The sequence below is a fragment of the Martinezella sp. CNPSo 3890 genome (assembly GCF_057784455.1).
The window spans coordinates 1-26,721 of sequence record NZ_JBXSOR010000025.1; the positions used below are offsets into that span (position 1 = coordinate 1).

Below are 26,721 nucleotides of genomic sequence, written 5' to 3' on the forward strand. Positions count from 1 at the left end.
TTCCGCTCATATGGGATACCCTGCCAGAAGCGGGGCGAGGGAGTTATCGCGCAAAGCAGCGCGCTACACGGATGAGAGGCAAGCAATTCCAGGAAAAGTGCGTAGCGGTTTTCCGTCCGGAATTGCGAGAGAACAAAGAGATAGAGCATTTCGCGATTCGAAGAAAAGCGAAACGGCTCTAGTTGGTTGTCTCTATCGTCCCCTCGTCCCGCCTGCGGGGAGAGGGCTAGGGTGAGGGGCCAGGCACATCGTCACGACATTGACGGAGACGCCTGACTGCCACCCTCGATCCGCTCTCACGCGATGGCCGGCTTCTCGTTCAGCCAGCCGCCGGTAAAGCCGGCGCGCTCCAGGCCGGTGCGGAGGATCGGCGATTGCCGCATCAGGTTCCAGATCATGCCGGTACGGGCGTTTTCGATCATCATGACCAGCAGGCCCTGGTCGATGGCGACGGAGCGGTCGTCCACCCATCCTTCCGGGCCGGGGCCTTTGACGCTCGGATTGAAGCCGCCGGGGAAACGGCCGTCGAGCAGCAGGTTGGGATAGGTCGAAAGCAGCGCCCGCGTGCCGTCGAGTGCAGCCTCGCGGTCGAACGCGAGGCAGGACAGCGGTCCCCATGGGGCGATGGTGCCGTCGTCGGGACCGAGCGGGGCGCCGCGGGCGGCATAGCCGAAGACCTTCGGAGCATAGCGCAGGCTGTGCTTGGTGCCTGTCGGGTTCGGGCCGTCGCAGGCGGAAAGGCCCCAGATATCCTTCGTATAGCCGACAAAATGGCCAGGATTGCGCTCGGTATAGTCGCGCTGCACTGATATCGCCGTTTGCGTATTGCGGAAATAATCGATGTCCTTGTCGGCGACATGCTTGTCGCGGATGCCACGAAAATCGATCCAGGCATGCGAGAAGAGGTGGATGAACAGCGGCCCGGCATAGAGGAAGGGCGTGTCCTTGAACATCATCCAGGTGTAGGTCGAGGCAAAGGCGTCGTAGCTTGATGGCGGGACGGGATGCGTGGGCGAGCCGAGCGCCAGCACATAGAGGAAGATCGCCTCGTCATAACCCTGGTAGCGCCAGCGCAGGAAACCGCTGGCCGGCTTCCAGCCCATGCTGATGGTCTGGCCCTTGTTCAAGGCCCAATGCCAGTCGCAGCGCTCATAGAGGAATTTCGCCTGCTTGCGGAGATCGCGCTCGACCTGGCTGTTTCCGGTGAAATAAGCGGCTGCGGTCAGCACGCCGAGCAGCAACAGGCCCGTGTCGATCGTCGAAAGCTCACTGTTCCAGGCGCGCTTGCCAGTTTCCATATAAAGGAAGTGATAGTAGAAGCCGCGATGGCCGGTGGCGCCACGCTCGGTGCCCTGCTGGCTGTCGGCGAAGAAATCGAGGGCGGCCAGCACCCGTTTGGCCGCATCGGCACGGCTAATCCAGCCACGCTCGACGGCGACCGGATAGCTCGACAGCGCAAAGCCGACCGCAGCAATGCTGCAATGGCTCGTCTTGATCGACGTATCCGCCACCAGTCCGTTTTCCGGATTGGTGTAAAGCATGAAATAGTCGAAGGCCGAACGTTGCAATCGGTCGATCAGCGCGTCGTCGGTTTCAGTTACCTGCTGCAGCATCTTCTATCCATCTCCTCGATGCTCCCATTCCCTGCTGAACATAGGAGCTTGGATAGTTGCAAATCAAACATGATTAACGATGACATACTTTTGTGGAGGATTCTTTAATATCAGTGGGTTGTTGAGGTGGTCATCCCCAGCCCTGAGGACTTGAAGATGTCCTTTCCAGGTGATTTTCGGCGATATCGCCAGCAGAAGCGCATGAATAGCAGTCGGCGCGAGCCTGTTCGACAAGGGGCGAAGCATTGGCTATGTGGTGATTCGTGTCGATGAAACGGTTTAGCCGAGCGCCGTTTCCAGCCGTCGCTTCAGCCGCGCCAAGGTTCTGCCAAACACTGCCTCATCCCCAAGGGCTCTGGCAAGGGTCAAAGCGCCCTGTATGCCGATGACGGCCTCTTCGGCGAGCATTTTCGCCTCGGTGCCTGGCGCTCCGGCCCTGAGCAGAGCGCCGGCAAGCGCTTCGACCCAGCGATGGAAATAGTTACGTATAGCGGTGGAAAAGCGATCGCGCGTTTCATCGAGCGCGAAGGCGCCAATCAAGCAGACCCGGCGGCCGGAGCGGAAATAGCTGTCTGTCGTCTCCCACATGCGGGCAATCGCTGACCGTGGCTCGCCCTCTTCCAGCGGCTTGAACATCTCCGTCACGAACCAGGCATCGATATTGGCCATGATCTCCGCCGCCATTTCTTCCTTGCCGCCCGGAAAGAAGTGATAGAGGCTGCCTTTCGACAATTTCGTACGGGCGGTAATCTCGCTCATCGACGCACCTTCGTAGCCGAGTTCGCGGAAGACTTCGGCAACGAGGGCGATGGCATCGGATCTTTCGAAGACGGTACGCACCATCTCAAAGGCCGAGGTCGGAGAGGCCGGGATGATCGTCCGGACGGCGGCCGAGCGGCCAGTGGAATTTCCGGTCCTCTTCTCTGATCGGCATGTCGTTGATGGAGGCGAAACGGCGCTGCATCAGGCCATCGGCATCGAATTCCCAGTTCTCATTGCCGTATGAGCGGAACCAATGGCCGCTGTCGTCATGCCATTCATAGGCAAAGCGCACGGCGATGCGATTGCCCTCGAAGGCCCAGAGTTCCTTGATCAGCCGATAGTCGAGTTCACGTGCCCATTTGCGTGTCAGGAATTCGACGATTTCCTTGCGGCCACGCGGGAATTCGGCGCGGTTCCGCCACTGGCTGTCTTCCGTATAGACCTTGGAGACGCGTTCCGGATCGCGGCTGTTCCAGCCATCCTCTGCCATGCGGACCTTGGCGATGGCGGTTTCGCGGGTGAAAGGCGGGACGAGTGGGGTCGGCATGATGTGCTCCTTCTAAACCGATTTGTCGTTAATAGACTGATCGGTTTAGAAGGTCAAGCACCGCGATTTGCCGGGTGATGGACTCAATGGGCGAATTTTCGCGCTCCGGCGACGCAGGCGACGACGGCCAGGGTCACGACGAGCATCGACCAGCTGACGCTTTCCTTGAGGAGGGCTGCGGCAAGCGCGAAGCCGAAGAAGGGCTGCAGGAACTGCAGCTGGCCGACAGCTGCAATGCCGCCCTGGGCGAGCCCGCGATACCAGAAGATGAAGCCGATCAGCATGCTGAAGAGCGAGACATAGAGGAGGCCGAGCCAGGCAGGACCGCCGATGCCGTCAATGCTGTGCGGCATAGTCATGAAGCAGAGCGCGACGGTGACGGGCAGGGACAGGACCAGAGCCCAGCAGATGACCTGCCAGCCGCCCAGCCGGCGCGAGAGGACCGCACCTTCGGCATAGCCAAGGCCGCAGATGATCACGGCTGCAAGCATCAGGAGGTCGCCGACAGGCGAGGCCGACACGCCTTGCGCAAGCGCATAGCCGCAGACCAGCGCACTGCCGAGGATGGAGAATATCCAGAAGGCCGGGCGTGGCCGCTCGCCGCCGCGCATCACGCCGAAGATGGCGGTTGCCAGCGGCAGCAAGCCGATGAAGACAATGGAATGGGCCGATGTGACGTGCTTTAGCGCCAGTGCCGTCAAGAGCGGAAAGCCGACGACGCAGCCGAGGGCGACGATGACGAGCGAGGTGATATCGCCGCGGGTCGGGCGCTTTTCGCGAAAAGCGAATAGCAGGCCGAGGCCTAGGAGACCGGCGATTGCGGCTCGGGCAACTGTCAGGAACAGAGGGTCGAAATCCATCACGGCCACCCGCGTCGCCGGCAGGGAGCCGCTGAAGATAACCACTCCCGCCAAACCATAGATCCATCCTGTCGTCGTCTTGTCCATCGCGCATGCTCCTTCTTGATGTTCGCGGTATCGACGCATTTGTCTGGCCAAGCCAGAGACGGTACAGTACAATTCTCATGAACTGTTATGGTATAAGAGGCGGTACGGATGGATGGTCTGTTGGTGGCAAGCGCAGGCGGCGGCACGCGCATCGAGGGAGTGATGGCTGCGATTTCCGACCGTATCGCCACTCGCAGCCTGATGCCAGGCGCGCGGCTTCCCTCTGTGCGCAGCTTCGCAAAGACGATGCAGGTGTCTGTTTCAACCGTGGTCGAGGCCTATGAGCGGCTTGCCGCAGAGGGCACGATCCGTTCACGGCCGGGTGCCGGATTTTACGTCTGCGGCCCGCTGCCGCCGCTTTCCTTGTCCGAGACCGGAGCAAGATCGGATCGCAACGTCGATCCGCTCTGGATTTCCAGGCAATCGCTGGAGGTGGGAGACGATGTCCTGAAGCCCGGCTGCGGCTGGCTTCCACCCTCCTGGCTGCCGCAGGCGGCGTTGCGCAGGGCGATGCGAACGCTGGCGCGTGGAGACATGGCAGCGCTTGCCAATTACGGGACGCCGCTGGGCCTGCCGCCGCTGCGGCAGTTGCTCGCCCGGCGCCTTGGCGAACATGGTATCACGGTGTCGCCGGATCAGATCCTGCTGACGGAATCCGGCACGCAGGCGATCGATCTTCTCTGCCGTTTCCTGCTCGAACCGGGCGATACCGTGCTCGTGGACGATCCCTGCTATTTCAATTTTCATGCGCTCCTGCGGGCGCATCGTGCCAATGTCGTCTCCGTACCCTTCACGCCCACGGGGCCGGATGTCGAACTGTTCGGGCAGATCCTCGAACAGCACAAACCACGGCTCTACATCACCAATTCAGCCATCCACAATCCGACGGGTGCGACGCTCTCGCCCGTGACGGCACACCGGCTGCTGAAGCTGGCGGATGCTGCCGGGCTGACGATCATCGAGGACGATATCTTCGCCGATTTCGAGGATGTTCCGGCGCCACGTCTCGCTGCCTATGACGGGCTCGACCGGGTGATCCATATCGGCAGCTTTTCAAAGACGCTTTCGGCCTCGGTGCGCTGCGGCTTCATCGCGGCGCGGCGGGATTGGATCGACGGTCTTGTCGATCTGAAGGTTGCCAGCAGCTTCAGCTGCGGGCAATTGTCGGCCGAGCTTGTCCATCTCGCGCTGAAGGATGGCAGCTATCGCCGGCATGTCGAGGCCCTGCGGGTACGGCTTGCTAAAACCATGGCGGAGGTGTCGACGCGGCTGGAGGCGATCGGCATCGTGCCTTGGCTGAAGCCCCGGGCCGGGATGTTTCTATGGTGCCGGCTGCCGGAAGGGCTCGATGCCGCCGATGTCGCGCGTGCCTGCCTTGCCGAAGGCATTGTCCTTGCGCCCGGCAATGTTTTCAGCCTCTCGGATACGGCCGGACGCTTCATGCGCTTCAATGTCGCGCAGTCGACCGATCCCCGGATCTTCGAGGCGCTGGAGGCCTCCATGCGGAAACTGAGATAGTATTTTCCGCCAGTGGATTGCGGAGCGTTTTCGACCTGTTCGGAAGATGCAGGACGCCCGCGCTCTTGCCAGGCGGAAATGATCCGTCATAGCTTTGCCACATCGCCGCTCCAATTGCGGCCGATATCGGCTATGAAATATTCGGCTAAGTGAGGTCGGTCGTGCGCGTTCTGCTTGTTGAAGACGACAATATCCTCGGATCATCGCTGAAGAAGGCGCTGGAAAAGCACGCTTATGGCGTCGACTGGATGCGCGATGGCGAATCCGGCCTCGAGGCGGCGGCGCATTCCCATTTCGCGGCGATCGTGCTCGATATCAATCTGCCGCAGCTGAGCGGCATGGAGGTGTTGCGGCGCATCCGCCAGCGGGGAAATTCCGTGCCCGTGCTGCTGCTGACGGCGATGGATTCCGTGCGCCAGAAGGTCGAGGGCCTCGATGAGGGTGCCGACGACTACCTGGTCAAGCCTTTCGATCTCGACGAGCTGCTGGCGCGGCTGCGCGCGCTCATCCGCCGGCGCGACGGGCGGACCGAAAGCGTCATCCGCTGCGGCGACGTGGAAGTCGACCCCTCTGCCATGGTGGCGCGCAAAGGCAATGTGCAGGTCCATACCACGGCGAAGGAATTCCATCTCCTGAAGCTGCTGATGGAGCGCAGCGGCCGATATGTGACGAAGAACGATATCGAATATGCGCTCTATGACGCGGAAAACACCGTCGAGAGCAACACGATCGAAGTGACGATCTACAATCTGCGCAAGAAGCTCGGCACGGATTTCATCAAGTCGATCCGCGGCGTCGGTTACATGATCGAGCGATGAACAATTCCACGCTTACCCGCAAGCTGTTTCTGCGCATCGCGCCTGTCGTCGTGGTGACGATCGTCGTGATCGCAGCTTTCGCCTTCAACAGCGCGACGCGGGAGATCAACAATATCTACGATGCCCAGCTCATCGACGATGCGAATGTGATCTGGAGCCTGCTGCGCCGCCCGCTGGAGAAGAATCCGGACCATGCGGCCAAGCAGATCGACGATATCGACTTCAACATGGACAATCAGCTGGCCTTCAATGAAGATGCCGATGATTATGCCGATGCGCACATGTTTCGCGCCTGGGTCGATGGCAATATCCGCTTCTACAGCAGCACGGCCTTTCTCTCCGATGTACCGCAGCAGAAGGTCGGCTTCACCACGCTGACCTATGGGGGAGACGAGTGGCGCGTCTATTCCCTGCCGATCCCGAACACGACCATCGTGATCGAGCTCGGCGAGAAGATCGCGCTTCGCGAAACGCTCGTTTCCAACATTCTCCTCAATCTGTTCTTTCCGCTGCTGATGCTGGTGCCGGTCATCGGCTTTCTCATCTGGCTCGGCATCAATAGCGGTCTGCGCACCATCCACGGGCTGGTACGGCAGATCCGCACGCGATCGCCCGATGATCTCTCGGCTATCCCCGTTGAAGAGCTGCCGCGCGATCTGCTGCCGCTTGGCCGGTCGATCAATCAGCTGCTGGAAAAGCTCGGCCAATCGCTGACGCTGGAGCGGCGCTTCTCCGACCTTGCCGCGCATCAGTTGCGCACGCCGCAGGCAAGCGTGAAGCTGCTTTTGCGGATGCTCGAACACAGCGACAGCGATCACGAGCGGCAGGCGATCATTTCCGATCTCGTGGCCAGCAACAACCGTACCATCCATCTGATCGAGCAGCTGCTGCGGCTGGCCAGGGTCAGCCACCATCCCCTCAATCTGACATCGGTGCCGCTCTATCACTGGATGGCGTCGCTCATTGCCGAATTCGGCAACATCATCACCAGCCGCGAGCTCGAGGTCGTGCTCGAAGGGGACGAGCCGATCCAAGTCAGGACGGACGAGTCGCTGCTACGCATGCTGGTCACCAATCTGCTCGACAATGCCATCAAATACACGCCCGTCGGAGGGGAGATCAAAGTTTCGATCGCTTCGGAGGACGGTTTTGGCTGTATTTCCATCAGCGACAGCGGTCCCGGCATCCCGCCGCATGAAAGGGAAGCGGTATTCCAGCGCTTCTATCGCCTCAACACGCTTCACACGGAAGGGGCCGGCCTTGGTCTCGCTATCGTTGCGGATACGGCGGACCGTCTCTCGGCAACGGTCGATCTTTCTACCTCACGTTTGGGTAACGGTCTTCAGGTCGATCTAAGATTGCCGTTGAGTTAAAAGTACAACGTCTCGTCGTTTTTCATTTTCGCATCATTTTCCGCTCATGCCCGGCTCATCTGAGGTTGTTAGACGCAACTTAGGATTAGGCGAAGGGGTATTTCATGCAGGTGTTTTGCGATTTTGATGGAACCATATCCATCGAAGACGCGACGGATATGGTGTTGTCCCGTTTCGCCGGCCCCGAGTGGGAAGATATCGAACAGCTGTGGAAGCAGGGGCTGATCGGCTCGGGTGAATGCATGCGCCGGCAGATCGCTCTCATCCAGGCAAGCCGGGGCGAACTCGACCGGTTTCTCGACACGCTGTCGATCGATTCGGGCTTCGAGAGTTTCCTGTCCTTTTGCCGCCGCGACGAATTGCCTATCACGATCGTCAGCGATGGTGTGGACTATTTCATCCGGCGCATCCTGGCGCGTCATGGCATCGAGGGCCTTCCGATCGTCGCCAATGTGCTGACCTGCAGCGTTTCGCAGGGCCGCGAATCCTATTCGCTGTTTCCGCCGTTTACGGCGACGGGCTGCGTATCCGGTGCCGGTGTCTGCAAATGCCGCGTCGTCGATAGCAGCGACCTGCACGTCTATATCGGCGACGGGCGTAGCGACTTTTGTGTTTCCGACAAGGTCGACCTCGTTTTCGCCAAGGCCAAGCTTGTCGATTACTGCGAGGAAAACGGCATTCCCTATGTCGGCTTCGAAGACTTCTCCGATCTGCTTTCAAAGATGGAAGCCGTTCTCCCGAGCGTCGAGCGACGCTCCCGTGCACTGCCGCAAGTCAAGACGGCGTGAACCAGACCAAGAGGCATTGAATGAAAACGAATGTAGCCGAAGCCTTCAGCGGCGAGACAGAGTCCGTCCGCTCCGAAGAGGAATTGCGCGCTCTTGAGGAGCTCTATTGCTCCCATGGCGATACGGTTCACTACACGGATAAGCCCAAATTCTTCGAGGAATGCGAAGGCTCCTATGTCTACGATCGGACCGGCACACCGTTCCTCGATCTGCAGATGTGGTACTCCGCCGTCAATTTCGGCTATCGCAACGAGCGCCTGAACGAAGCCGCCCATCGCCAGCTCGACCGTCTCCCGCAGGTCGCCTCGCAATATCTGCATCGCGAGAAGGTAGAGCTTGCCGCACTGATCGCCCAGGATGCCGAGCGTAAATTCGGCCATAAGGGCCGCGTGCACTTCAACGTCGGCGGCTCGCAGGCAGTCGAGGATTCGCTGAAGCTCGTGCGCAATTATACAGGCGGCAAGAGCCTGATGTTCGCCTTCGAGGGCGGCTATCACGGCCGCACGCTCGGCGCCTCGGCTATCACCTCGAGCTACCGCTATCGCCGCCGCTACGGCCATTTCGGCGATCGCGCGCAGTTTATCGAGTTCCCTTATTACTTCCGCGGCCCGAAGGGCATGTCGAAGGAAGAATACGGACATTACTGCGTCCAGAAATTCGCCCGCCTGTTCGAAAGCGAATATAACGGCGTCTGGGACCCGAAGGCCGGCAAGTCCGAATATGCGGCCTTCTATATCGAGCCGATCCAAGGCACTGGCGGCTACGTCATTCCGCCGATGAACTTCTTCGTCGAACTGAAGAAGGTGCTCGACGATCACGGCATCCTGCTCGTCGTCGACGAAATCCAGATGGGCGTCTACCGCACCGGCAAGCTCTGGTCGATCGAGCATTTCGGCGTTTCGCCGGATGCGCTGATCTTCGGCAAGGCGATCACCAACGGCCTCAATCCGCTTTCCGGCGTCTGGGCTCGCGAAGAGCTGATCAACCCGACGATCTTCCCGCCCGGCTCCACGCATTCGACCTTCGCCAGCAACCCGATGGGGACTGCCGTCGCGCTCGAAACGATGAAGATGCTGGAAGAGCAGGATTTCGGCGCTGCGATCATGGAAAAGGGCGCGCATTTCCTCGACGGGCTGAAGCAGCTGCAGAAGCGCCATGCCATCGTCGGCGAAGTCGACGGTCTCGGCCTCGCCCTGCGCATGGAAATCTGCAAGGACGACAGCTACACGCCGGACAAGGCGACGATGGACTGGATGTGCGACGAAGGCATGAAGGGCGACCTTCAGGTCGGCGGCAGGACCTACGGCCTCGTGCTCGATGTCGGCGGCTACCACAAGAACGTCATCACCTTTGCTCCGAACCTGCTGATCACCCGCGAAGAGATCGATCTGGCGCTTGCCCTGCTCGATCAGCTTCTGACGCGTGCTGCCCGGAGATAAGACGGTGCAACTGCTGCTTCTTCATCTCGATGATGCTTTGGAGTTGCAGCCTGACTTTGTGCGCGCCTGCAAATTTGCCGGCGCGCACCAGTATTTCGGCAAGAATGCGGGGCAACAGGTTCGGCTGTGGAGCAAACAGAGCGCCCTTGATGATCTCAGTCGCGAGATCGTCAAGAACAGGCCGACGACCGGCAAGGACCCGCAATTGTGCTTCATGGGCTCCGGCGATTTCCACCATGTCACGGCTTTGCTGCTCGATGGCGCACTCGAGCGACAATCCGGTGCGGCCACACTGATCCATTTCGACAATCATCCGGATTGGGTCAAGTTCGACGGCGGCATGCATTGCGGCTCCTGGGTCAATCGCGCCCTTGCCAATCCCTGCATCCAGAAGGTCATTACGATCGGCGTCTGCAGTCATGATCTTCGCAGCCCCGAGCGCAAGGGGGCCAATCTGCATTGGCTCGCCGACGGCAAGCTGGAACTCTATCCTTACGAACATCCGCCGAGCCGTGTACTGGCCGATTACGGCACCGGTGCCAGCTACCGACAGGAAAGAGGTGCGCTGCACTGGAAATCGATCGCCGAAATCGGCGAGGAAAATTTCATCGATCATATGCTCAGCCGCATTCGCACCGAGGCGGTCTACGTGACGATCGATAAGGACGTGCTGGCCGCCGACGATGCCGTTACCAATTGGGATCAGGGCCGCATGCGGTTGCCCTATCTCCTCTCCCTCATCAGCGAAATCGGCAGCCGTCACCGCATCATCGGCGCCGATGTCATCGGGGATTATTCGACCCCGAGTTATGCTGGCAGCCTTCGGACACAGTTCATGAAGCGCGCGGAGATCTTCATCGATCAGCCGCGTATGCGGCAGGGTGCCGAAACGATGAGAAACATCAACAGCGCGGCCAATCACGCCCTGCTGGAGGTGCTGGCGGAGTATATGCAATGACTGGCAGCCTGACACTTCCCATGCTTGGGCTCATCCTGTTCTGCGTGGTCGCGGAAACCGCCCGCGAAGTCTGCTTCAAGCAATCCGCCAGTGAGAACGCCCCCTTTAAGGCGCTGGCAAAACCGGTCACCTGGCTCGGCATTCTGCTCTGGGCCGTGGAGCTTTTCGCCTGGACGGCCGTTCTGGAGCACGTGCCACTGACCATCGCTTTCCCGCTGATGGCGATGAGCTATGTCGTCATCGTGCTCGCCGGCGCCGTCATCTTCAAGGAAAACATCAACCTGCGCCACGCGACGGGCGTGTTTCTCGTCACCGCCGGTGTGGTTTGCGTGGGAGTTACCGGACTATGAAAATCTTTGCGCACACCCGATGGGATCTGGCACCGGTGCTTGCCGCCGTCGCCCATCTCGCCTTCGACGTCTATCTGATTGTCGGCTTCGAAAGCCGGCCACTTTGGCTCTCGGCCATTCTTGGCTGTCTTTATGCCGTTTCAATCTCCTGGAACATCAACAGCATATCGCACAATTTCATTCACACGCCCTATTTCAAGCCGCGCTGGATGAACTACGGCTTCAGTCTCCTGGAGTCGGTCGCGATTGGCTTTTCGCAGACCTATTATCATTGGGTGCATATGCGCCATCATTCGGGCAATAGCGACCGTCCGAATGAAAAGGGCGAGACGATCGACATGCTCTCGATCTATCGCTATGGCCGCGACGGCCAACCGGAAAACGTATGGTCCTATACGTTCCTGAGCTTCTTCCGGGACAGCCTTGGCGACATCCACAAAGCGATTGCCCGCAACCGCCCCTTCGATGCGGCTTGGGGGCGTTTCGAGCTCTATTTCTTCTTGGGGCTTGCCGCGGTCGCGCTGATCTACGATTGGAAGGCGGTGCTGTTCTTCGTGCCGTTCTACTATATCGGCAATTGCCTGTCGTCGCTGAACGGCTATTACGAGCATCTGAACGGCGATCCGGACGAGCCGATCGCCTGGGGCGTTTCGAGTCACAAGCCTTTCTACAACTGGCTCTGGTTCGGCAATGGCTATCATGCCGAGCACCATTATCGTCCCCGCACCCACTGGACGAAGCTGCAGGCGCTGCACGAGCAGATCAAGGAAGAGCAGGAAAAGAACGGGACGCATGTCATCAGCACCTGCCATGCGCTTGGCTTCATGGCCAAGGAAAACCGGCAGTCGGAGCTATCTCATGAAAGCTGATGAATTGAGCTTCTTCATGGAGGGCTCAAATGGCAAGGGCGTCCTTCTGGTCCACGGACTGACGGGTGCGCCTGCCGAAATGAAACTAGTGGCTCGGCATCTCAACCGCAGGGGCTACAGTATCTATGCGCCGCTGCTGGCGGGCCACGGCGTCGATGCGAAGACGTTGCGCCAGACCCGCTGGGAAGACTGGCTCGCCTCTGTCGTCGAAGCATCGGAGCTGCTGGCATCCAGAACGCAGGAGGTCTTTGCCGCCGGCATCTGCGTCGGTGGCAAGCTGGCAATGCTGGCCGCCGAACAGCAGAAGAAGACCATCAGTGCGGTGGCGATCTATTCGCCTTGCTTCAGTTATGACGGCTGGGACGTTCCCTTCTACTATCCGCTGCTGGCCTCGCAGATCGGCTGGCTGTCGCGCGTTCCGTTCCTCGACCGGCTGAGCTTCAGCGAGACCACCTCGCTCGGGATCAAGGACGAGCGCATGCGCCGGCTGATCGAAGGCATGGCGAGCGAAGGGGTTCTGGAAAAATTCCCCGGCAAGGGCCTGGTCGAGATGCATCGGCTGGGCAAGACGCTTCGCAGCCTGCTGCCGCAGATGCAGACGCCGACGCTGATCCTGCATGCCGAGGACGACGATCTCGCCAGCCCGAAGCATGCCCGCTATATTTCCGAGCATATCGGTGCTCCGCATGAGCTGAAATGGATCACGGACAGCTATCATATGATCCATGTCGACCGGCAGCATCGGCAGGTGGCCGATTTCACGGCCGACTTCTTCGAGGCGCGTCATGTCGCAGCCGCTGCTTAAAATCATGCCGCAGTCGATGGGTGACCCGGTGGCCGAAGTTCACTTCAGCATCCGCGCTATCGGCCGCGACGCATGGAATGCATGCTTCCCGAATGACGTCGAGGATTATGATTGCCTGCTGGCGATCGAGGAAGCCGGCCTCGAAGGGTTCGAATGGCGCTATATCACCGTTACGGAGGGTGGGCGCGTGAGCGTCGCCATGCCGGCCTTTGTCTGCCTCTACGCTCTCGATACGACGCTGGATGAGGGATTCCTGCGTCGATCCGTGCGCAGGGTGCAGCGATATTTTCCAGGTTTTCTGAAGCTGCGCCTTGCATGTTTGGGATCGCCCTGCACCGAGACCGGTGCGATCGGCTTTCATCCCGACATCCCGCAGGAGCGTCGTCGCGTCCTGCTGACGGAGATGTTATCCTTCTTCGAGCAGGTTGCCGTGACGGAGCGGTGTGCGCTGATTGGTCTCAAGGATATCCCGGAGCAGGCTTCGGCCGAGTTCGGCGATCTGTTTGCCGCGCGCGGCTATGCCTCGATCGGCGCTCTTCCGACGGCGTGGCTCGACATCGATTTCAAGACGATCGACGAATATCTCGCCAGGCTTTCGGCTGGCACCCGCAAAGATATGCGCCGCAAGATGAAATCCTTCGACCAGGTCAGGGTGGAGATGCGGACGGATTTCGGCGAGTTCCTGCCTCAGGTGATGGCGCTCTATCATGATACGCGCAATCGCAGCGAATGGCAGTTCGAGGAGCTGACTCCTGCCTATTTCCAGGGCATTCTCGCCCATATGCCCGGCCGATCTTTCTGCGCCTTCTATTTCGTCGAGGACAAGCTGCTTGCCGCCAATCTGATCGTGCATAACGAGCGCGTGGCTATCGACAAGTTCTTCTGCATGGATGGGGAAAAGGGCCGGCCCTATAATCTCTATTTCATCAGCTGGTTTACCAATCTGCGTTACTGCCTGGAGAACGGCCTGGGTCGTTATCAGAGCGGGCAGGCTCACTATGCAAACAAGGTGCGCCTCGGCAGCAGGCTGACCGCCAATGCGATGTATTTTCACCATCGCAATCCCTTGCTTCAGAGTGTGCTGCGACTGGTATCGCCGCTGTTCTCGACAGACGAGGCGGATGCGTAATGCCCAATATGCGGTTTTTCTGGCTTGCCGTGCCGGTGTTGAGCACCCTGTACCAAGTCCTCATCAAGCTCGGCGCCGGGCAATTGCACGATGAAGGTATGCAGGCATGGCTGTGGCAGGCTCTCTCCTCTCCATGGATATTGGTGGCTATCGCCATCGAGATCGTCGGTTTCTTCATCTGGATGAGTGTGCTGGCCGAGCTCGATCTCAGCCGCGCCTTTCCGCTGACGGGCATCAGCTATGTGCTGATCGTCGCGACCGGCTGGTTCGTCTTCGGCGAGCGGGTGGTCGCCCTGCAGATGGTCGGCAGCGGCTTTATCCTGACGGGCGTCTGGCTGATTGCAGGCGCCGGTGTCGAGACGGAGGAGCATCATGAGGAATTGGAGCCGAAGCAGGAGGAACTGCGTACGGGGACCGGCAAGGATAGGTGATGTCCAACATGCAAGCTGACAACCGCCCCAAGGGCAAAACCCCCGCCATTTTCTCCAGCCTTGTCGACTGGTGCCTGAAGCGTGGACTTTCCTCCATCGTCACGCGGGGCGCGCTGACCGTGACGACGGCCAGCGGCCGTGTGCTGACCTTCGGCGACGGCACGGGTGCGCCGGTCCATGTCCGTTTCACCGATGACCGTGCTGAATGGGCGCTCCTCATCGACGCCGATAAGCGGCTGGGCGAACTCTATATGGATGGTCGCTTTATCGTCGAATGCGGCACGCTTTACGATTTCGTGGCGATGATGCTGCGTGAGGGGCAGAACAGCACCCACCCTCTTATTGCCCGCATCATCGATCATGTCCGGACCAAGCTCAGGATCTTCCGCCATCGTAACCTGCCCGGGCGCTCGAAAGCCAATGTCGCCCATCATTACGATCTCGACGGCCGGCTCTACGAGCTCTTTCTCGATCCGGACCGGCAATATTCCTGCGCCTATTTCGAGCATGCCGACCAATCGCTTGATGACGCGCAGATTGCCAAGAAGCGGCATCTCGCCGCCAAGCTTTTGATCGAGCCGAACAACAGCATCCTCGATATCGGCTGCGGCTGGGGCGGCCTGGCTCTGCATATGGCCGAACATGCGCCGGGCGGTTACGTGCTCGGCGTGACCCTCTCAGAGGAGCAGCACGACTATGCCTCCAAGCGGATTGCCGACAGGGCCAGGGGAACGCCGGCTGAGGTGCAATTTGCGCTGAGGGACTATCGCAGCCTGACCGGCCGCTTCGACAGGATCGTTTCCGTCGGCATGTTCGAGCATGTCGGGCTTGCGTCCTATCGCACCTTCTTCCGCAAATGCGCTGAGCTGCTGGAGGATGACGGCATCATGGTGCTGCACACTATCGGCTGTTCGGCAACCCCGGGCTTCACGACGCCGTGGCTCGACAAATACATCTTTCCAGGCGGTTATATTCCGGCTCTGTCGGAGATTGTGCCGGAGATCGAGGCGGCGGGGCTTGCCATCACCGATGTCGAGGTGCTGCGGCTGCACTATGCCAAGACGCTGGAGGCATGGCGGGAGCGTTTCATGGCGCGCTGGGACGACGCCGCCAAGCTCTACGACGAGCGCTTCTGCCGTATGTGGGAATATTATCTTTCGACGGCGGAGGCCGCCTTCCGCTACGAGGATCTCGTCGTCTTCCAGATCCAGATTGCCAAGCGCAACGACATCATTCCGCTGACGCGCAACTATATCGCCGAGAATGAAGCGAAGAGCGCTTCAAAACTTGACGTTGAAGGTTCTGTTGAGCGTAAAGCCGATGATGTTCTGGTCGGGTGAGCCGAAGCGCGAGGTGATCGGGCTGTCGGCCGCATCGCCCACCAGACGGTTATATTTTCCGTAAACCTGTACGCTCCATTCCGGCGAGATCGTATAGGTCGCAGCCACGGTGAAGCCGACCGATTTCACGCCGGCACCGGCATCGAAGGCATTGATATGGCCATGCCTCGCGGCTTCACTTTCCGAGATGCCGAAGTTGGTGCGCATATAGACCGAATTTGCCATCGACAGGCGAGGGCCGGCGGACAATAGCCATTTGTCTCCGAGCGGCTGGAACCAATCGAGGGCGAAATCGCCAACCAGTCCATCGCCGCCCCAAAGCGACTGGCGGATCTCCGTGCGGAAGCGGAGCCGATTGTCCATCAGCCAATATTGGGCGAAGCCGCCCGCATCGAAATTCCAGCGCACCTTGCGCTGGCTTTGCAGATGCAAATCATTGAGATCGAAGCGATCGTCTCTCAAGCCGACCACAGGGCCGATTTCGAGGCCTCCGAGATCGAAGAGCTGGTAATCGAAATTGTCGTCCGGGGCACTGTATTCCTGCGCCTCACCCAAACGGTGAATATCGAAGGACGGCAGGGCACCGAAGGTATAATGCTTCGATCCCTCATAGCTCGGGCCATATTCCACGGTCGCGCCAAGCGTCACGACCCAGGTATCGGATGAGGATTTGGCTGCATCGTCCGCCCTGGATGAGGCGGGAAACATGCCGACAATAGACGCTGCCAGCAGCCCCGTTCCGGCCAGCGCAGACAGCCGGGCGGAGAAAGATGTCCCAACATTTAACACTCTGAAAACACCTGATGCCTGATCGCCCCTGCAGCACTACTAGCACAGCTCGCGGCGTGGAAAATAGCGGAAAGTTCGAAAGCAAACACGTCGTCTAACCTCTTGCCGAATTGCCTTTTGCACGGCTCGTGGAGGCGATGCTCGTCTGGTTCATTGACGGTATCCTTTATCGTGATCCTTGAGCAGGAAACGACGCCGACCAGATCCTCCCTGCGCCGGCTGCAGCAAATTCGCGTCAAGATAGAGACAGTTTATTTCACGAACCTGAAGCGCCTGCGGCACCGAACATAGCATCGCGGCTTTGATTGATTGGAACCCGCGCATTTTATTCCTAGATAGGGTTTGTCCGGGCTTTGTTCGTGGACGAAACGATATGAGAGCAGGCAAGGCGGGTTTTAGCGTATGAAGGATCGGCCGTTAGGCACATCGGGTATTCCTGGATGGTTGAACCGCTATGAGCCCTTGCTGCTTGTAATGTTCGCCGCACTTTCGGGCGGAATTCTTCTTTTCATCTATCTCACAGGAGAGGTGCTCGAAGGCAGCACGAAGGGATTCGACGAGGCGATCCTGCTGGCGCTTCGTCAGCCCGGCGATCTCTCTGTGCCGATCGGTCCGGGTTGGCTGACCCATGCGGTCAAGGACATAACAAGCCTCGGCGGAACGACTGTGCTTGCGCTGATGACGGCGCTGGTGACGATCTATCTGTTGCTCGACCGGCAGCGCGCCATCGCCATCTTTATCCTCGTTTCTGTGCTGGGTGGATGGGCGCTGAGCACAGCCTTGAAGGTTGGTGTCGCGCGGGCGCGGCCCGATATCGTGCCGCATCTGGTCGAGGTTCACGATCTGAGTTTTCCGAGCGGCCATGCGATGGTGTCCGCCGTGACCTATCTGACCCTTGCCGCGCTGATCTCAGGCACGCGAACCTATCGCTCGACCCGGGTCTTCATCGTCGCGGCCGGTATTCTGCTGACGTTGATGATTGGTGTGAGCCGGATCTATCTCGGCGTCCATTACCCCACCGACGTCCTCGGCGGCTGGTGTGCCGGCGCGAGCTGGGCGCTCGCCTGCTGGATCATCGCCCGCCGCTATATATCGCCTGCTGCAAGCGGCAAGAGGCCTGCCGAAGACGACGGTCCGCCTTTCGAGTGAGGGAAGGTGTCCTTGGCAGGATCAGCACTGGACTTCGAGCCGCGTCGCCACCAGCAGCGAGTAGTCCGTGCCCTTGGGATCGCTGAAGAACATGCTTGTCAACGCGGCCTGGTTTTCCGCCATGACTTCCTTGGGGTTGGGTCTGATGACCTTGCGCTTGCAGCGGCCGAAGGCCGGTCCCGATGTGCTCAAATCGTTGTCGGTGGCGAAATCGACCGCCGTATAGAGCGTCTTGTCGTAGATCCCGAAGATGGTGGTTCCCTTGAGAAAGGTCTTCTGCTCCGGCTTCAGCGAAAAGGTCAGCGTCAGCGAACCATCCTTGTAGTCCGCCTGGATCGCATCCGGCTTGGCCATCGGCACTGTTTTGCCGTTGCTGGTGACGTTCGTGTAGTAATCATACTGCGCCAGCGAATCCCGAACCGTCTTTCCCACCGCCTTGAGCTCGGTTGCGCTCAAAGCTTGGTCGCTGCTCTTGCCGTAATCCATAAGGACGGAAGAGGTGAACACTTCGTCGAAGCTCCAGACATTGCGCAGCTCGCTGATCGAGCCATCGGGCGCCGAGACGACCTCGAATTTGGCGTCGATGAAAATATGCGGATGGGCAAACGCGGGAACGGACAGAAGCGAAAGCATCGCAACCAGCAGGGAAATCTTTGTTTTCATGCGAGCAATACCACGTTCCGTCCGGTCTATCCGATGCACAGACCTGAACGTCAAATGAGACTGATTTGAGACCCTGCGGTGTGGGCAAGGCATAGATGCAGGGAAGGAAACAGGAATACGCAAACTTGCCTTTTCGGCAAAATGCCAGCCTCGGCCTGAGCCGTGACTTCTTCTCTTCGCGAAAGATCTTGGAAAACTGGAGCGGGCGAAGGGATTCGAACCCTCGACCCCAACCTTGGCAAGGTTGTGCTCTACCCCTGAGCTACACCCGCTCATTCCCGTCGCGATCCGGGGTAGTGTGTTGGACCGCTGGGCGTCGTCTTGCGGCGACGGGCGCTATATGGCCTAACCATTTTTCAAATGCAACAGGGAAATGACGAGTTCGCGAAGAAAAATTGCATCTTCTTTTCGCGAACCATTGGAAAGCCCGGAAACGCCGGGCTTTGTCGTCTCGAAGATTGCAATGAAATTGTGGGCGACGTATCAGGGGCGAACCATTTTCGATTGTGAGACGCCATGACCGAGACCAGCCCGAAAAACCGCGACGATCTTTTCCGATTCCTGGATGGGCTCGGTATCAGCCATACGACCAAGGATCATGCTCCGGTCTTCACCGTCGCCGAATCGGTATCGCTGCGCGACGAAATTCCGGGCGGCCATACGAAAAACCTCTTCGTGAAGGACAAGAAGGACAATTTCTTCCTGCTGACCGTCGAGGAAAACGCGACGGTCGACCTGAAGACCGTGCACACGCTGATCGGTGCGGCCAGCAAGGTGTCCTTCGGCAAGCCGGAAAAGCTGATGGAATATCTTGGCGTCATCCCGGGCTCCGTCACGGCCTTCGGCGCGATCAACGACATCGCCAACAATGTCACCTTCGTCCTCGATGCCGAGCTGATGGCGCATGACATTGTCAATTGCCATCCCTTGTCGAACGATGCGACCACCTCGATTGCCAGCGGTGATCTCCTGCGCTTCATGGAGGCGACGGGTCATACGCCGCTAGTCTTGAAAGTGACGAGCTAACGTACGATTTTAGCGCTAAGATTATAGCGGTCGGCTTCTCTTCGGATTGTCCGGTCGCTTTGGCCACTTCATGGAGCGTGCTGGCAGGCGAACCTCGTCGTCTCGTCTGGAGATCATGCTTCTCACAAAATCAAGGATGCCGGCAGGCGGGAGACACTCATGAGCGGTTCGAACAATCCCTATAACGCTTCCTTCGGCGGGCAGATGTCGGCCTCGGCATCCTTCGGCGCCACGCCAGCCGCTGGCGGCGCTTCGCCGATCAAGGATACGACGACAGCGACCTTCGCCAAGGACGTTATCGAGGAATCGCGCAACCAGCCGGTGCTGGTCGATTTCTGGGCGCCCTGGTGCGGCCCGTGCAAGCAGCTGACGCCGGTGCTCGAAAAGGTCGTCACCGAAGCCAAGGGCCGCGTCAAGCTGGTCAAGATGAATATCGACGATCATCCCTCGATCGCCGGCCAGCTCGGCATCCAGTCGATCCCGGCCGTCATCGCTTTCGTCAACGGCCGTCCGGCCGATGGCTTCATGGGTGCGGTGCCGGAAAGCCAGGTTCGCCAGTTCATCGATCGCCTCGGCGGTCCCGCTGGCGGCGACGATCCGGCAGCCGAGATTGCTGCCGTTCTGGAAGAGGCAAGCGGCCTGCTTGCCGCCGGCGACGTCAATGGCGCGGCCGAACTTTTCGGCGCGGTGCTGCAGGCCGATCCGGAAAATGCCAAGGCGCTCGCGGGCATGGCCGAATGCATGATCGCCGCCGGCCAGAGCCAGCGCGCCCGCGAAGCGCTGACCGATCTGCCGGAAACGCTCGCCAACGATGCCGGTATCCAGGCCGTGGTCAAGAAGCTCGACCAGATCGACGAAGCCCGCAAGCTCGGCGATCCCGTGGCGATCGAACGGGAGCTGGCATCCAATCCCGACAATCACGAGCAGCGCATCAAGCTCGCCAAGATCCGCAATGTCGAAGGCAAGCGCGAGGAGGCGGCCGAGCATCTTCTGACCGTCATGCGCAAGGACCGCAGCTACGACGATGACGGCGCGCGCCGCCAGCTGCTGGAGTTCTTCGAGGTATGGGGTGCCAAGGATCCCGCCACGATCGCGGCGCGGCGCAAGCTTTCCTCTATTCTGTTTTCATAACGGGTCGGTTGTCCTACGAGCATGGCGATCGCGCGGAACCTTCCGGGCGATCGCTTGTTAGACGGCCGTCCTATGTATCCGGCAAACGGCTCCCATCGGCGTTTTCATCGAAAATGCTCTTGTGTTTTCGGCAGACGGGCTCACATTGTCGGTGACGCGGCGCGAAAAGGGGCGATGACCGCGAATGTGTGTCGTTCCTGCGCGGCCCACTGCGGCGCGCAGCGCGTCGGGGCGATCTAGCGGGATGGAAAAGATGCAAGTCGGCAATGCGAGATATCTGAAGCCGGGCGATCTGCCCGAATCGGTGGTCGTCTTTCCCTTATCCGGCGCGCTGCTGCTGCCCGGGGCGCAACTGCCGCTCAATGTCTTCGAGCCGCGCTATCTCGCCATGTTCGATGCGGCGATCGCCGGAAATCGTTTGATCGGCATGATCCAGCCGGCGCTGGGAGAGCCGCCGGATTCGTCCAATCTGGCGCATGTCGGCTGCCTCGGACGCATCACCTCCCTCTCGGAGACCGGCGATGGGCGTTATATCGCCGCACTGACGGGCATATGCCGTTTCCGGCTGATGGATGAAATCACTACCCACCAGCCCTATCGCATATTCCGCATCACCCCCTTCATCTCGGACCTGAAATCCCATCACGAGGAAGGCACGGTCGATCGCCCGGCACTGCTTTCGGCTTTCCGTGCCTATCTGGAGGCCAACAGGCTGGAGGCGGATTGGGAAAGCGTCGAGCGGGCCGACAACATGATGCTGGTCAATTCGCTATCGATGATGGCGCCCTTCGATCCGGCTGAGAAACAGGCCCTTCTCGAGGCGCCTGACCTGAAGACCCGGGCAGAAACCTTCATCGCCATTGTCAAAATCGTGCTCGCCGGCTCCGGCGACACCGATTCCCTGCTGCAGTAGGAGTTTCAGATGGATGTCACCGTCAGCAAGGTCGACCCGAAACTGCTCGATCTGCTCGTCTGCCCGCTGACCAAGGGGCGGCTGAGCTATGACCGGGAAAAGAACGAGCTGATCTCGGAAAAGGCGCGTCTCGCCTATCCGATCCGCGACGGCATTCCGATCATGCTGATTTCGGAGGCAAGACGTATCGAGGATTGAAGGGCAGTTTCAGTGCTGATGTGATGCGCGCTTCATTCGGCGGTGTACCAGCAAAAGACCGAGAAGCGCGCAATATGCAAAAATCGAGATTGCAAGGGCCAGCCACAGGGCGGCGTGGGCACCCGCTAATGTCATGATGGCGGTGAATGCCGGTGGCGCGGCCGCAAAGGAAAGATTGAGCGGCACGGCCAGCCGAGCAGATGCACGTGCATAGGTGTCAGCCGGGAAAATCTGCAATGGCAGCGTTGCGCGGGTGACGGCGGTGATGCCGCTCGCCATGCCGTAGAGTGTGGCGAAAAGCATGGCGCCGGCGAAATTGCTGGTCAGCAAAAGAACGATGAAGCTCAGCGGAAACAAGGCAGAGGCCGCGAGGCCGGTGACGAAGCCCGACCAGCGCCGGCCGCCGAGGAAATCGACCATGCGCCCCGCCCATTGGGCGATACCAATGAAGGCCGCCGCTGCTAGCGCGCTGGCGTGATCGAGACCTGCAGCCTCGAACAGGACGATGATGGTGAGGGCAAATCCCCAGGTCACGAAGCCGTTGGCGGCGAAGCTTAAAGCCAGTAAAGTGAAACTCGGCCTGTCGATAGGGTTGGGTTCGGCTGTCGCTGTCACGGGCGATCGTTCCCTAGGGTGGCGGCCAAGCGCAATCCAATGCAGTGGAAGACAGACAAGCAGCATCAAAGCGGCATAGGTCAGGCTTGTCATGCGCCAGCCCCATTGCGCCTGGAGAAGCCCCGTCGTCGGCCAGACGATGGTCGATGTCAGCCCGCCGACCAGTATCAATACCCCAAGTGCCTGGTGTGTTTTCTCGCCGGCGACCTCGCTCACCGCGATCTGGGCCGGCGTCGTCAGCATGCAGGCGCCGGCAAGGCCGAGAATGATCCACGGTAGGACATAAGACACCGGACCGTGGGCTAGGCTTATCAGCAGCAGGCCGATTGCGCCCATAGCAGAGCCGAAAGCCATGATCGGCCGCGCGCCGTGGCGTTCGATGATTGAGCTCAGCGGCCAGGACACCATCGCCATGACAATGAGCATGATCGTCGGTCCCGCCATGACCATGGGCAGACCAATGTCCAGCTCGCGAGCTATGGCAGGCCCAATCACCGCCGGCAGATAGAAGGTTGAGCCCCAGCCGATGAGCTGTGTGAGTGACAGCGCGGCAACAGCACGGACTATGGGCGAGTGGAATGGCATCCACGTAATCAGTGCGAAAAGCGTGATCGGGTCGCGGTAGCGATGTCGAAGAGGAGGCATCAAGGACCTTTGGTGGAGCAGCTTTTTGTTTCTGGCGGAATGGGAAAGATGGGCAGGTTGCTCAGTCGGTAAAATGAAAAGAAAGTAATGCTGCCTTAACCGGCAGCCATGCTATGGATTTGGACGGCTTGGTTTGGCCACGCCGCAGATCTATCAGCATTTTATGCGTATGCTTGTGCTGGATTTTCGCGTGATGCTCAAACGAGGAATTTGAGGGGAGCTTGAGGAAAATTCATGCAGGGAAGGCATAGTGTTTCTCTCAACGCCATCCGGGTGTTTGCGATCGTTGCGCGTACCGGAAGCCTGACGGCCGCCGGCGCTGAGCTTGGTGTGACGTCCGGCGCGGTGAGCCACCAGCTCAAAAAGCTTGAGGACGAGCTGGGAGTGAGCTTCTTCCGCCGAGGTAACAACACCATCTCTCTTACCGAAATAGGGCGGCGGTTCTATCAGGAGGTCGCGCCGGCGATCGGGCTCATCGAGCGCTCGGCCGAGGCGCTTTATCGCGACGAAAACGAAATCGGCGTCCACGCCACCACGTCGCTTGCGCTGCGCTGGCTCATTCCGTCACTGGATCGCTTTCGCGCTCTCTGCCCACAGGTGCGCGTCCGAGTGGAAACGAGTTCCGCACGCGGTTTTCCGGTCATTCCCGACTCGGATGTCAGCATTCGACATTTCCGGATAGGGGAAGTCGCCGAAGGATGGGAGTTCCTTGCGCGCGACTTGCGCCGCCCGGTCGTTTCCCCTGGTTTGCTGGCGAAAGATGCTAATCGTCGGGAGATTGCCGTTCCGCGCCTGCCGGCTTTGCAATGCTGTGTGGGTAACTGGGACTGGCGGCTCTGGTGCGAGGCGTTCCATCTTTCACCGGCAGATTTTTCCTTCGGCCATGCCTTCGACACGGACGACGCTGCGCTTCATGCCTGCGTCGCCGGTCTTGGCGTGCTGCTCGCACCGACCATCCTGACGGGCCGGGAAATGAAATCGGGTGCACTGGTAAACTTGCCTGGCTACGAACCGGTTGAAACCGGCACGTATCGCTACCGGCGCCGTTCGGAATCGAGAGCGGTCCGGCAATTCTGCAGCTGGATGGATGCCGAGATGCGGAACCTCGAATAGAGGTTCCGCTTCAGAGATTGTCGATTCGACCCCGACTCTTCAGATCGCCTCACCAGCCAACAGCCGCGGATTATCCCTTGCAGTCGTCCCCGCTGCCTGGCCGATGAAGAAGGATTTGAGGCTGGGCAGGCGGTCGACGATCCCTAGCCCGAAATCGCGGGCGATGCGTAGCGGCGTGTTGTCGTTGGAGAACAGCCGGTTCAGCACGTCGGTCGTCACCCCCATGCGGAAGGTGTCGAAGCGGCGCCAGGTCTGGTAGCGTTCGAGGGTGTTGATCGAGCCGATATCGAGGCCGAGGCGGTCGGCCTCGACGATGGTTTCGGCAAGGGCCGCCACATCCTTGAAGCCGAGATTGAGGCCCTGGCCGGAGATCGGGTGAATGCCGTGGGCGGCATCGCCGGCCAGCGCAAAGCGCGGCGCGACGAAAGCGCGGGCAAGCGTCAGGCCGAGCGGGAAGGCGCGGCGGTCGCCGATCGTGCGCAGTGCGCCGAGCTTGTGGCCGAAGCGGCGCTCCAGTTCCTCTTCGAACAAGAGATCGTCGGAAGCCACAAGTCGTTCGGCGTCGGAGGTGCGCTCCGTCCAGACGAGCGAGGAGCGATTGTTCTTCAAGGGCAGGATGGCGAAGGGGCCGGAGGGCAGAAAATGCTCCTCGGCACAGCCGCCATGCGGGCGCTCATGCTCGACCGTGACGACAATGCCGGATTGGCCGTAATCCCAATTGACGGTCTTGATACCCGCCATGTCGCGCAGCTTGGAGCGCACGCCGTCGCAGGCGACCAGAAGCCGCGTTTCGAGCGTGCTGCCGTCCGAAAGGGTGAGCGTGGTCTTGTTGTCGTCGGTGACGAAATCCGTGGCGCTGAGGCCATGCTTGATCGTAATGCCAAGACGCTCGCAGGCGCCACGGAGCGCGCCAACCATGGTGAGGTTCGGCACCATGTGGGCGAAGGGCTGGCCGTCGGCCACTTCGCCGTCGAAGGTGAGAAAGACCGGGCGGACGGGATCGCCGGTGCGCGAATCGGTGACGATCATGCGGGTGATCGGCTCGGCCTCCGGCGCGATCTCGTTCCAGACACCCAGAACTTCAAGCATCTTGGCGGCGGCGGCGATAATCGCCGATGCGCGCATATCCTTCTTCCAGGCGGATTCCGGTGCGGCTTCCACGATCATGACATCGAGGTGGGGGGCTGCCTGCTTGACTGCGACCGCTGCGGCAAGACCCACATATCCGCCACCCACTACCAGCATGTCCAACATAGCGCTTCCCTGTGTCTTACTGTCACGTCCTGCTCTATATAGAGCATCCTGTTGACGGTTCCTACCATGGGAGTTCAAGCAAAATGTCGCGAGAGACCGAGAAGCTCACCCCGATGGAAACCGTACTGGCGACACTGGATCTCGAAACGATCGAGATGAACCTGTTTCGCGGCAATAGCCTGCAGGTCGGCTGGCAGCGCGTCTTCGGCGGGCAGGTCATCGGCCAAGCCTTAATGGCGGCGCAGCGAACGGTGGATGGCGATCGCTTCGCGCATTCGCTGCACGCCTATTTCATGCTGCCCGGCGATCCCTCGGTTCCGATCCTCTATCAGGTCGATCGCCTGCGTGACGGCTCGAGCTTCAATACGCGGCGTGTACTGGCCATCCAGCACGGCAAGGCGATCTTTGCGCTGACGGCGTCCTTCCAGGTCGACGAGCCAGGCTTCGATCATCAGGGCGACATGCCCGACGTGCCGATGCCGGAGGAACTGATGGACGAGGAGCAGGTCAAACAGCGCTATCTCGCCCATGCGCCGGAGAATGTCCGCCGCTATTGGGAGCGCAAGCGGGCAATCGAGATCCGGCCCGTTTCGATCGAGAGCTATTTCTCGCGCGCGCAGCCGAGCCAGCGGCAGAATATCTGGGTTCGGGTCACGGGGCCGGTGCCGGATAACCGGCTCTACCAGAATGCCGTGCTTGCCTATCTCTCCGACATGACGCTGCTCGATGTTTCCCTGAATGCGCATGGCACATCGGTACTGGATCCGACCGTCCAGGTGGCGAGTCTCGACCATGCCATGTGGTTCCATCGTCCCTTCAAGCTCGACGACTGGCTGCTCTACAGCCAGGAAAGCCCAAGTGCCTCTGGCGCCCGCGGATTTACCCGCGGCAGCCTGTTTACGCGATCCGGTGTCCTGATTGCGTCGGTGGCGCAGGAAGGCCTGATTCGTAAAAAGGCAAATGCTTAAATAATCGGCAAATTTATAAATTTGCACTTTATTTGTGCGGCTCTCGCAATGAGAAATGCCACTTTATTGGGTCTGTGCAATAAATCTGTTTTATTTCAACACGTTATAAATGTGTCACGAATCTGGCACGTCCTTTGAATGTATATGGCCAGTCGCTGCAGAAACACTCGTCGGCGGCAAGGAGAGTCGGCTCCGTGCCGAGGCTAACAAAGGATGGGAAACCAGATGAAAATTGTGATGGCCATTATCAAGCCGTTCAAGCTCGATGAGGTCCGTGAGGCCCTCACGGCTGTCGGCATCCAGGGCCTGACTGTGACCGAAGTGAAGGGTTACGGGCGCCAGAAGGGGCATACCGAGATTTATCGCGGCACCGAATATGCCGTCAGCTTCCTGCCGAAGCTGAAGATCGAGGTCGCAGTCGCATCCGAAACCGTTGACAAGGCCGTCGAGGCCATCGCGTCGGCCGCCAAGACCGGCCAGATCGGCGACGGCAAGATCTTTGTCTATTCCATTGACCATGCCGTACGCATCCGTACGGGCGAAACCGATTCAGAAGCGCTGTAAGACACG

Annotated in this window: 28 protein-coding genes and 1 tRNA gene; 20 read left to right on the top strand and 9 right to left on the bottom strand. The window is 59.8% G+C overall.

Annotated features, from left to right (window positions below; translation table 11 throughout):
* Positions 1 to 296: 296 nt before the first annotated feature.
* From AC13RC_RS31770 to AC13RC_RS31785, 4 genes are all read right to left on the bottom strand, one after another.
* Entirely contained in the window at positions 297 to 1,613 is a 1,317-nt protein-coding gene (locus AC13RC_RS31770; RefSeq protein ID WP_488559567.1) for a glucoamylase family protein, read from the bottom strand.
* 279 nt (positions 1,614 to 1,892) lie between these two features.
* Complete coding sequence (locus tag AC13RC_RS31775; protein WP_113420394.1) at positions 1,893 to 2,456, bottom strand: TetR/AcrR family transcriptional regulator; 564 nt, start codon at positions 2,454 to 2,456, stop codon at positions 1,893 to 1,895.
* 1 nt (position 2,457) lies between these two features.
* The gene (locus AC13RC_RS31780) at positions 2,458 to 2,922 is read right to left on the bottom strand and encodes a nuclear transport factor 2 family protein (protein WP_113330900.1); all 465 of its coding nucleotides are present in this window, start codon (positions 2,920 to 2,922) and stop codon (positions 2,458 to 2,460) included.
* Between the two features lie 83 nt (positions 2,923 to 3,005).
* A complete protein-coding gene (locus tag AC13RC_RS31785; protein ID WP_145635915.1) occupies positions 3,006 to 3,869 on the bottom strand; it encodes a DMT family transporter in 864 nt (287 codons plus the stop codon).
* A gap of 108 nt (positions 3,870 to 3,977) precedes the next feature.
* Here AC13RC_RS31785 and AC13RC_RS31790 point away from each other — a divergent pair, with 108 nt between their 5' ends.
* The 12 genes from AC13RC_RS31790 to AC13RC_RS31845 all read left to right on the top strand — a co-directional run bounded on the left by AC13RC_RS31790 (position 3,978) and on the right by AC13RC_RS31845 (position 15,687).
* The gene (locus AC13RC_RS31790; protein WP_488559568.1) at positions 3,978 to 5,387 is read left to right on the top strand and encodes an aminotransferase-like domain-containing protein; all 1,410 of its coding nucleotides are present in this window, start codon (positions 3,978 to 3,980) and stop codon (positions 5,385 to 5,387) included.
* A 161-nt stretch (positions 5,388 to 5,548) separates the two neighbouring features.
* Complete coding sequence (locus tag AC13RC_RS31795; RefSeq protein ID WP_069614823.1) at positions 5,549 to 6,205, top strand: response regulator transcription factor; 657 nt, start codon at positions 5,549 to 5,551, stop codon at positions 6,203 to 6,205.
* Positions 6,202 to 7,578 (top strand): sensor histidine kinase, encoded by a 1,377-nt coding sequence (locus AC13RC_RS31800; protein WP_488559569.1) that lies wholly within the window; start codon positions 6,202 to 6,204, stop codon positions 7,576 to 7,578. The genes AC13RC_RS31795 and AC13RC_RS31800 overlap by 4 nt, the downstream gene beginning before the upstream one ends.
* A 104-nt stretch (positions 7,579 to 7,682) precedes the next feature.
* The gene (locus tag AC13RC_RS31805; RefSeq protein ID WP_488559570.1) at positions 7,683 to 8,366 is read left to right on the top strand and encodes an MtnX-like HAD-IB family phosphatase; all 684 of its coding nucleotides are present in this window, start codon (positions 7,683 to 7,685) and stop codon (positions 8,364 to 8,366) included.
* Between the two features lie 20 nt (positions 8,367 to 8,386).
* The gene (locus AC13RC_RS31810) at positions 8,387 to 9,805 is read left to right on the top strand and encodes an aspartate aminotransferase family protein (protein WP_488559571.1); all 1,419 of its coding nucleotides are present in this window, start codon (positions 8,387 to 8,389) and stop codon (positions 9,803 to 9,805) included.
* Between the two features lie 4 nt (positions 9,806 to 9,809).
* Complete coding sequence (locus tag AC13RC_RS31815) at positions 9,810 to 10,763, top strand: arginase family protein (RefSeq protein WP_113352945.1); 954 nt, start codon at positions 9,810 to 9,812, stop codon at positions 10,761 to 10,763.
* Entirely contained in the window at positions 10,760 to 11,113 is a 354-nt protein-coding gene (locus tag AC13RC_RS31820; protein WP_069614805.1) for a DMT family transporter, read from the top strand. The genes AC13RC_RS31815 and AC13RC_RS31820 overlap by 4 nt, the downstream gene beginning before the upstream one ends.
* Positions 11,110 to 11,982, top strand: a complete 873-nt coding sequence (locus AC13RC_RS31825) for a fatty acid desaturase family protein (RefSeq protein WP_269244589.1) — start codon at positions 11,110 to 11,112, stop codon at positions 11,980 to 11,982. Before AC13RC_RS31820 ends, AC13RC_RS31825 begins: the two co-directional genes overlap by 4 nt.
* Complete coding sequence (locus tag AC13RC_RS31830; protein ID WP_113352943.1) at positions 11,972 to 12,787, top strand: alpha/beta hydrolase; 816 nt, start codon at positions 11,972 to 11,974, stop codon at positions 12,785 to 12,787. The genes AC13RC_RS31825 and AC13RC_RS31830 overlap by 11 nt, the downstream gene beginning before the upstream one ends.
* Positions 12,768 to 13,916, top strand: a complete 1,149-nt coding sequence (locus AC13RC_RS31835) for a peptidogalycan biosysnthesis protein (protein WP_488559572.1) — start codon at positions 12,768 to 12,770, stop codon at positions 13,914 to 13,916. The genes AC13RC_RS31830 and AC13RC_RS31835 overlap by 20 nt, the downstream gene beginning before the upstream one ends.
* Entirely contained in the window at positions 13,916 to 14,347 is a 432-nt protein-coding gene (locus tag AC13RC_RS31840) for a DMT family transporter (protein WP_488559573.1), read from the top strand. Before AC13RC_RS31835 ends, AC13RC_RS31840 begins: the two co-directional genes overlap by 1 nt.
* 8 nt (positions 14,348 to 14,355) lie before the next feature.
* Positions 14,356 to 15,687 (top strand): class I SAM-dependent methyltransferase, encoded by a 1,332-nt coding sequence (locus tag AC13RC_RS31845; protein ID WP_488559599.1) that lies wholly within the window; start codon positions 14,356 to 14,358, stop codon positions 15,685 to 15,687.
* On the opposite strand, the gene AC13RC_RS31850 is transcribed toward AC13RC_RS31845, so the two are convergent.
* Entirely contained in the window at positions 15,628 to 16,476 is an 849-nt protein-coding gene (locus AC13RC_RS31850; RefSeq protein ID WP_113352939.1) for a MipA/OmpV family protein, read from the bottom strand. The two genes, AC13RC_RS31845 and AC13RC_RS31850, sit on opposite strands and share 60 nt — an antisense overlap.
* 402 nt (positions 16,477 to 16,878) lie before the next feature.
* Between AC13RC_RS31850 and AC13RC_RS31855 the strand changes: the two genes are divergently transcribed.
* Positions 16,879 to 17,625: a phosphatase PAP2 family protein gene (locus tag AC13RC_RS31855; protein WP_488559574.1), complete on the top strand. Its 747-nt coding sequence runs from the start codon at positions 16,879 to 16,881 to the stop codon at positions 17,623 to 17,625.
* Positions 17,626 to 17,646: 21 nt separating this feature from the next.
* Here the strand turns inward: AC13RC_RS31855 and AC13RC_RS31860 are convergent, their stop codons facing one another.
* Together AC13RC_RS31860 and AC13RC_RS31865 are read right to left on the bottom strand one after the other, a co-directional pair.
* On the bottom strand, positions 17,647 to 18,288 hold the full coding sequence (locus AC13RC_RS31860; RefSeq protein WP_488559575.1) for a DUF1007 family protein: 642 nt from the start codon (positions 18,286 to 18,288) through the stop codon (positions 17,647 to 17,649).
* Positions 18,289 to 18,485: 197 nt separating this feature from the next.
* Positions 18,486 to 18,560 (bottom strand) — tRNA-Gly (locus tag AC13RC_RS31865).
* A 244-nt stretch (positions 18,561 to 18,804) separates the two neighbouring features.
* Here AC13RC_RS31865 and AC13RC_RS31870 point away from each other — a divergent pair.
* The 4 genes from AC13RC_RS31870 (at position 18,805) to AC13RC_RS31885 (ending at position 21,556) form a co-directional block, all read left to right on the top strand.
* Complete coding sequence (locus tag AC13RC_RS31870) at positions 18,805 to 19,314, top strand: prolyl-tRNA synthetase associated domain-containing protein (protein WP_488559576.1); 510 nt, start codon at positions 18,805 to 18,807, stop codon at positions 19,312 to 19,314.
* A gap of 159 nt (positions 19,315 to 19,473) precedes the next feature.
* A complete protein-coding gene (gene trxA / locus AC13RC_RS31875; protein ID WP_152094822.1) occupies positions 19,474 to 20,445 on the top strand; it encodes a thioredoxin in 972 nt (323 codons plus the stop codon).
* A 253-nt stretch (positions 20,446 to 20,698) separates the two neighbouring features.
* Positions 20,699 to 21,358, top strand: a complete 660-nt coding sequence (locus AC13RC_RS31880; RefSeq protein WP_488559600.1) for an LON peptidase substrate-binding domain-containing protein — start codon at positions 20,699 to 20,701, stop codon at positions 21,356 to 21,358.
* Between the two features lie 9 nt (positions 21,359 to 21,367).
* On the top strand, positions 21,368 to 21,556 hold the full coding sequence (locus tag AC13RC_RS31885) for a Trm112 family protein (RefSeq protein WP_037154712.1): 189 nt from the start codon (positions 21,368 to 21,370) through the stop codon (positions 21,554 to 21,556).
* Positions 21,557 to 21,565: 9 nt separating this feature from the next.
* On the opposite strand, the gene AC13RC_RS31890 is transcribed toward AC13RC_RS31885, so the two are convergent.
* A complete protein-coding gene (locus AC13RC_RS31890) occupies positions 21,566 to 22,816 on the bottom strand; it encodes an MFS transporter (protein ID WP_488559577.1) in 1,251 nt (416 codons plus the stop codon).
* 234 nt (positions 22,817 to 23,050) lie between these two features.
* Between AC13RC_RS31890 and AC13RC_RS31895 the strand changes: the two genes are divergently transcribed.
* Positions 23,051 to 23,929: a LysR substrate-binding domain-containing protein gene (locus AC13RC_RS31895; protein ID WP_488559578.1), complete on the top strand. Its 879-nt coding sequence runs from the start codon at positions 23,051 to 23,053 to the stop codon at positions 23,927 to 23,929.
* Positions 23,930 to 23,968: 39 nt separating this feature from the next.
* Here the strand turns inward: AC13RC_RS31895 and AC13RC_RS31900 are convergent, their stop codons facing one another.
* Positions 23,969 to 25,183, bottom strand: a complete 1,215-nt coding sequence (locus AC13RC_RS31900; protein WP_488559579.1) for a ubiquinone biosynthesis hydroxylase — start codon at positions 25,181 to 25,183, stop codon at positions 23,969 to 23,971.
* Positions 25,184 to 25,266: 83 nt separating this feature from the next.
* Between AC13RC_RS31900 and tesB the strand changes: the two genes are divergently transcribed.
* Together tesB and AC13RC_RS31910 are read left to right on the top strand one after the other, a co-directional pair.
* Positions 25,267 to 26,151 (top strand): acyl-CoA thioesterase II, encoded by an 885-nt coding sequence (gene tesB / locus AC13RC_RS31905; protein WP_488559580.1) that lies wholly within the window; start codon positions 25,267 to 25,269, stop codon positions 26,149 to 26,151.
* A 213-nt stretch (positions 26,152 to 26,364) separates the two neighbouring features.
* Complete coding sequence (locus AC13RC_RS31910) at positions 26,365 to 26,715, top strand: P-II family nitrogen regulator (RefSeq protein WP_015341499.1); 351 nt, start codon at positions 26,365 to 26,367, stop codon at positions 26,713 to 26,715.
* The last annotated feature ends 6 nt before the right edge of the window (positions 26,716 to 26,721 follow it).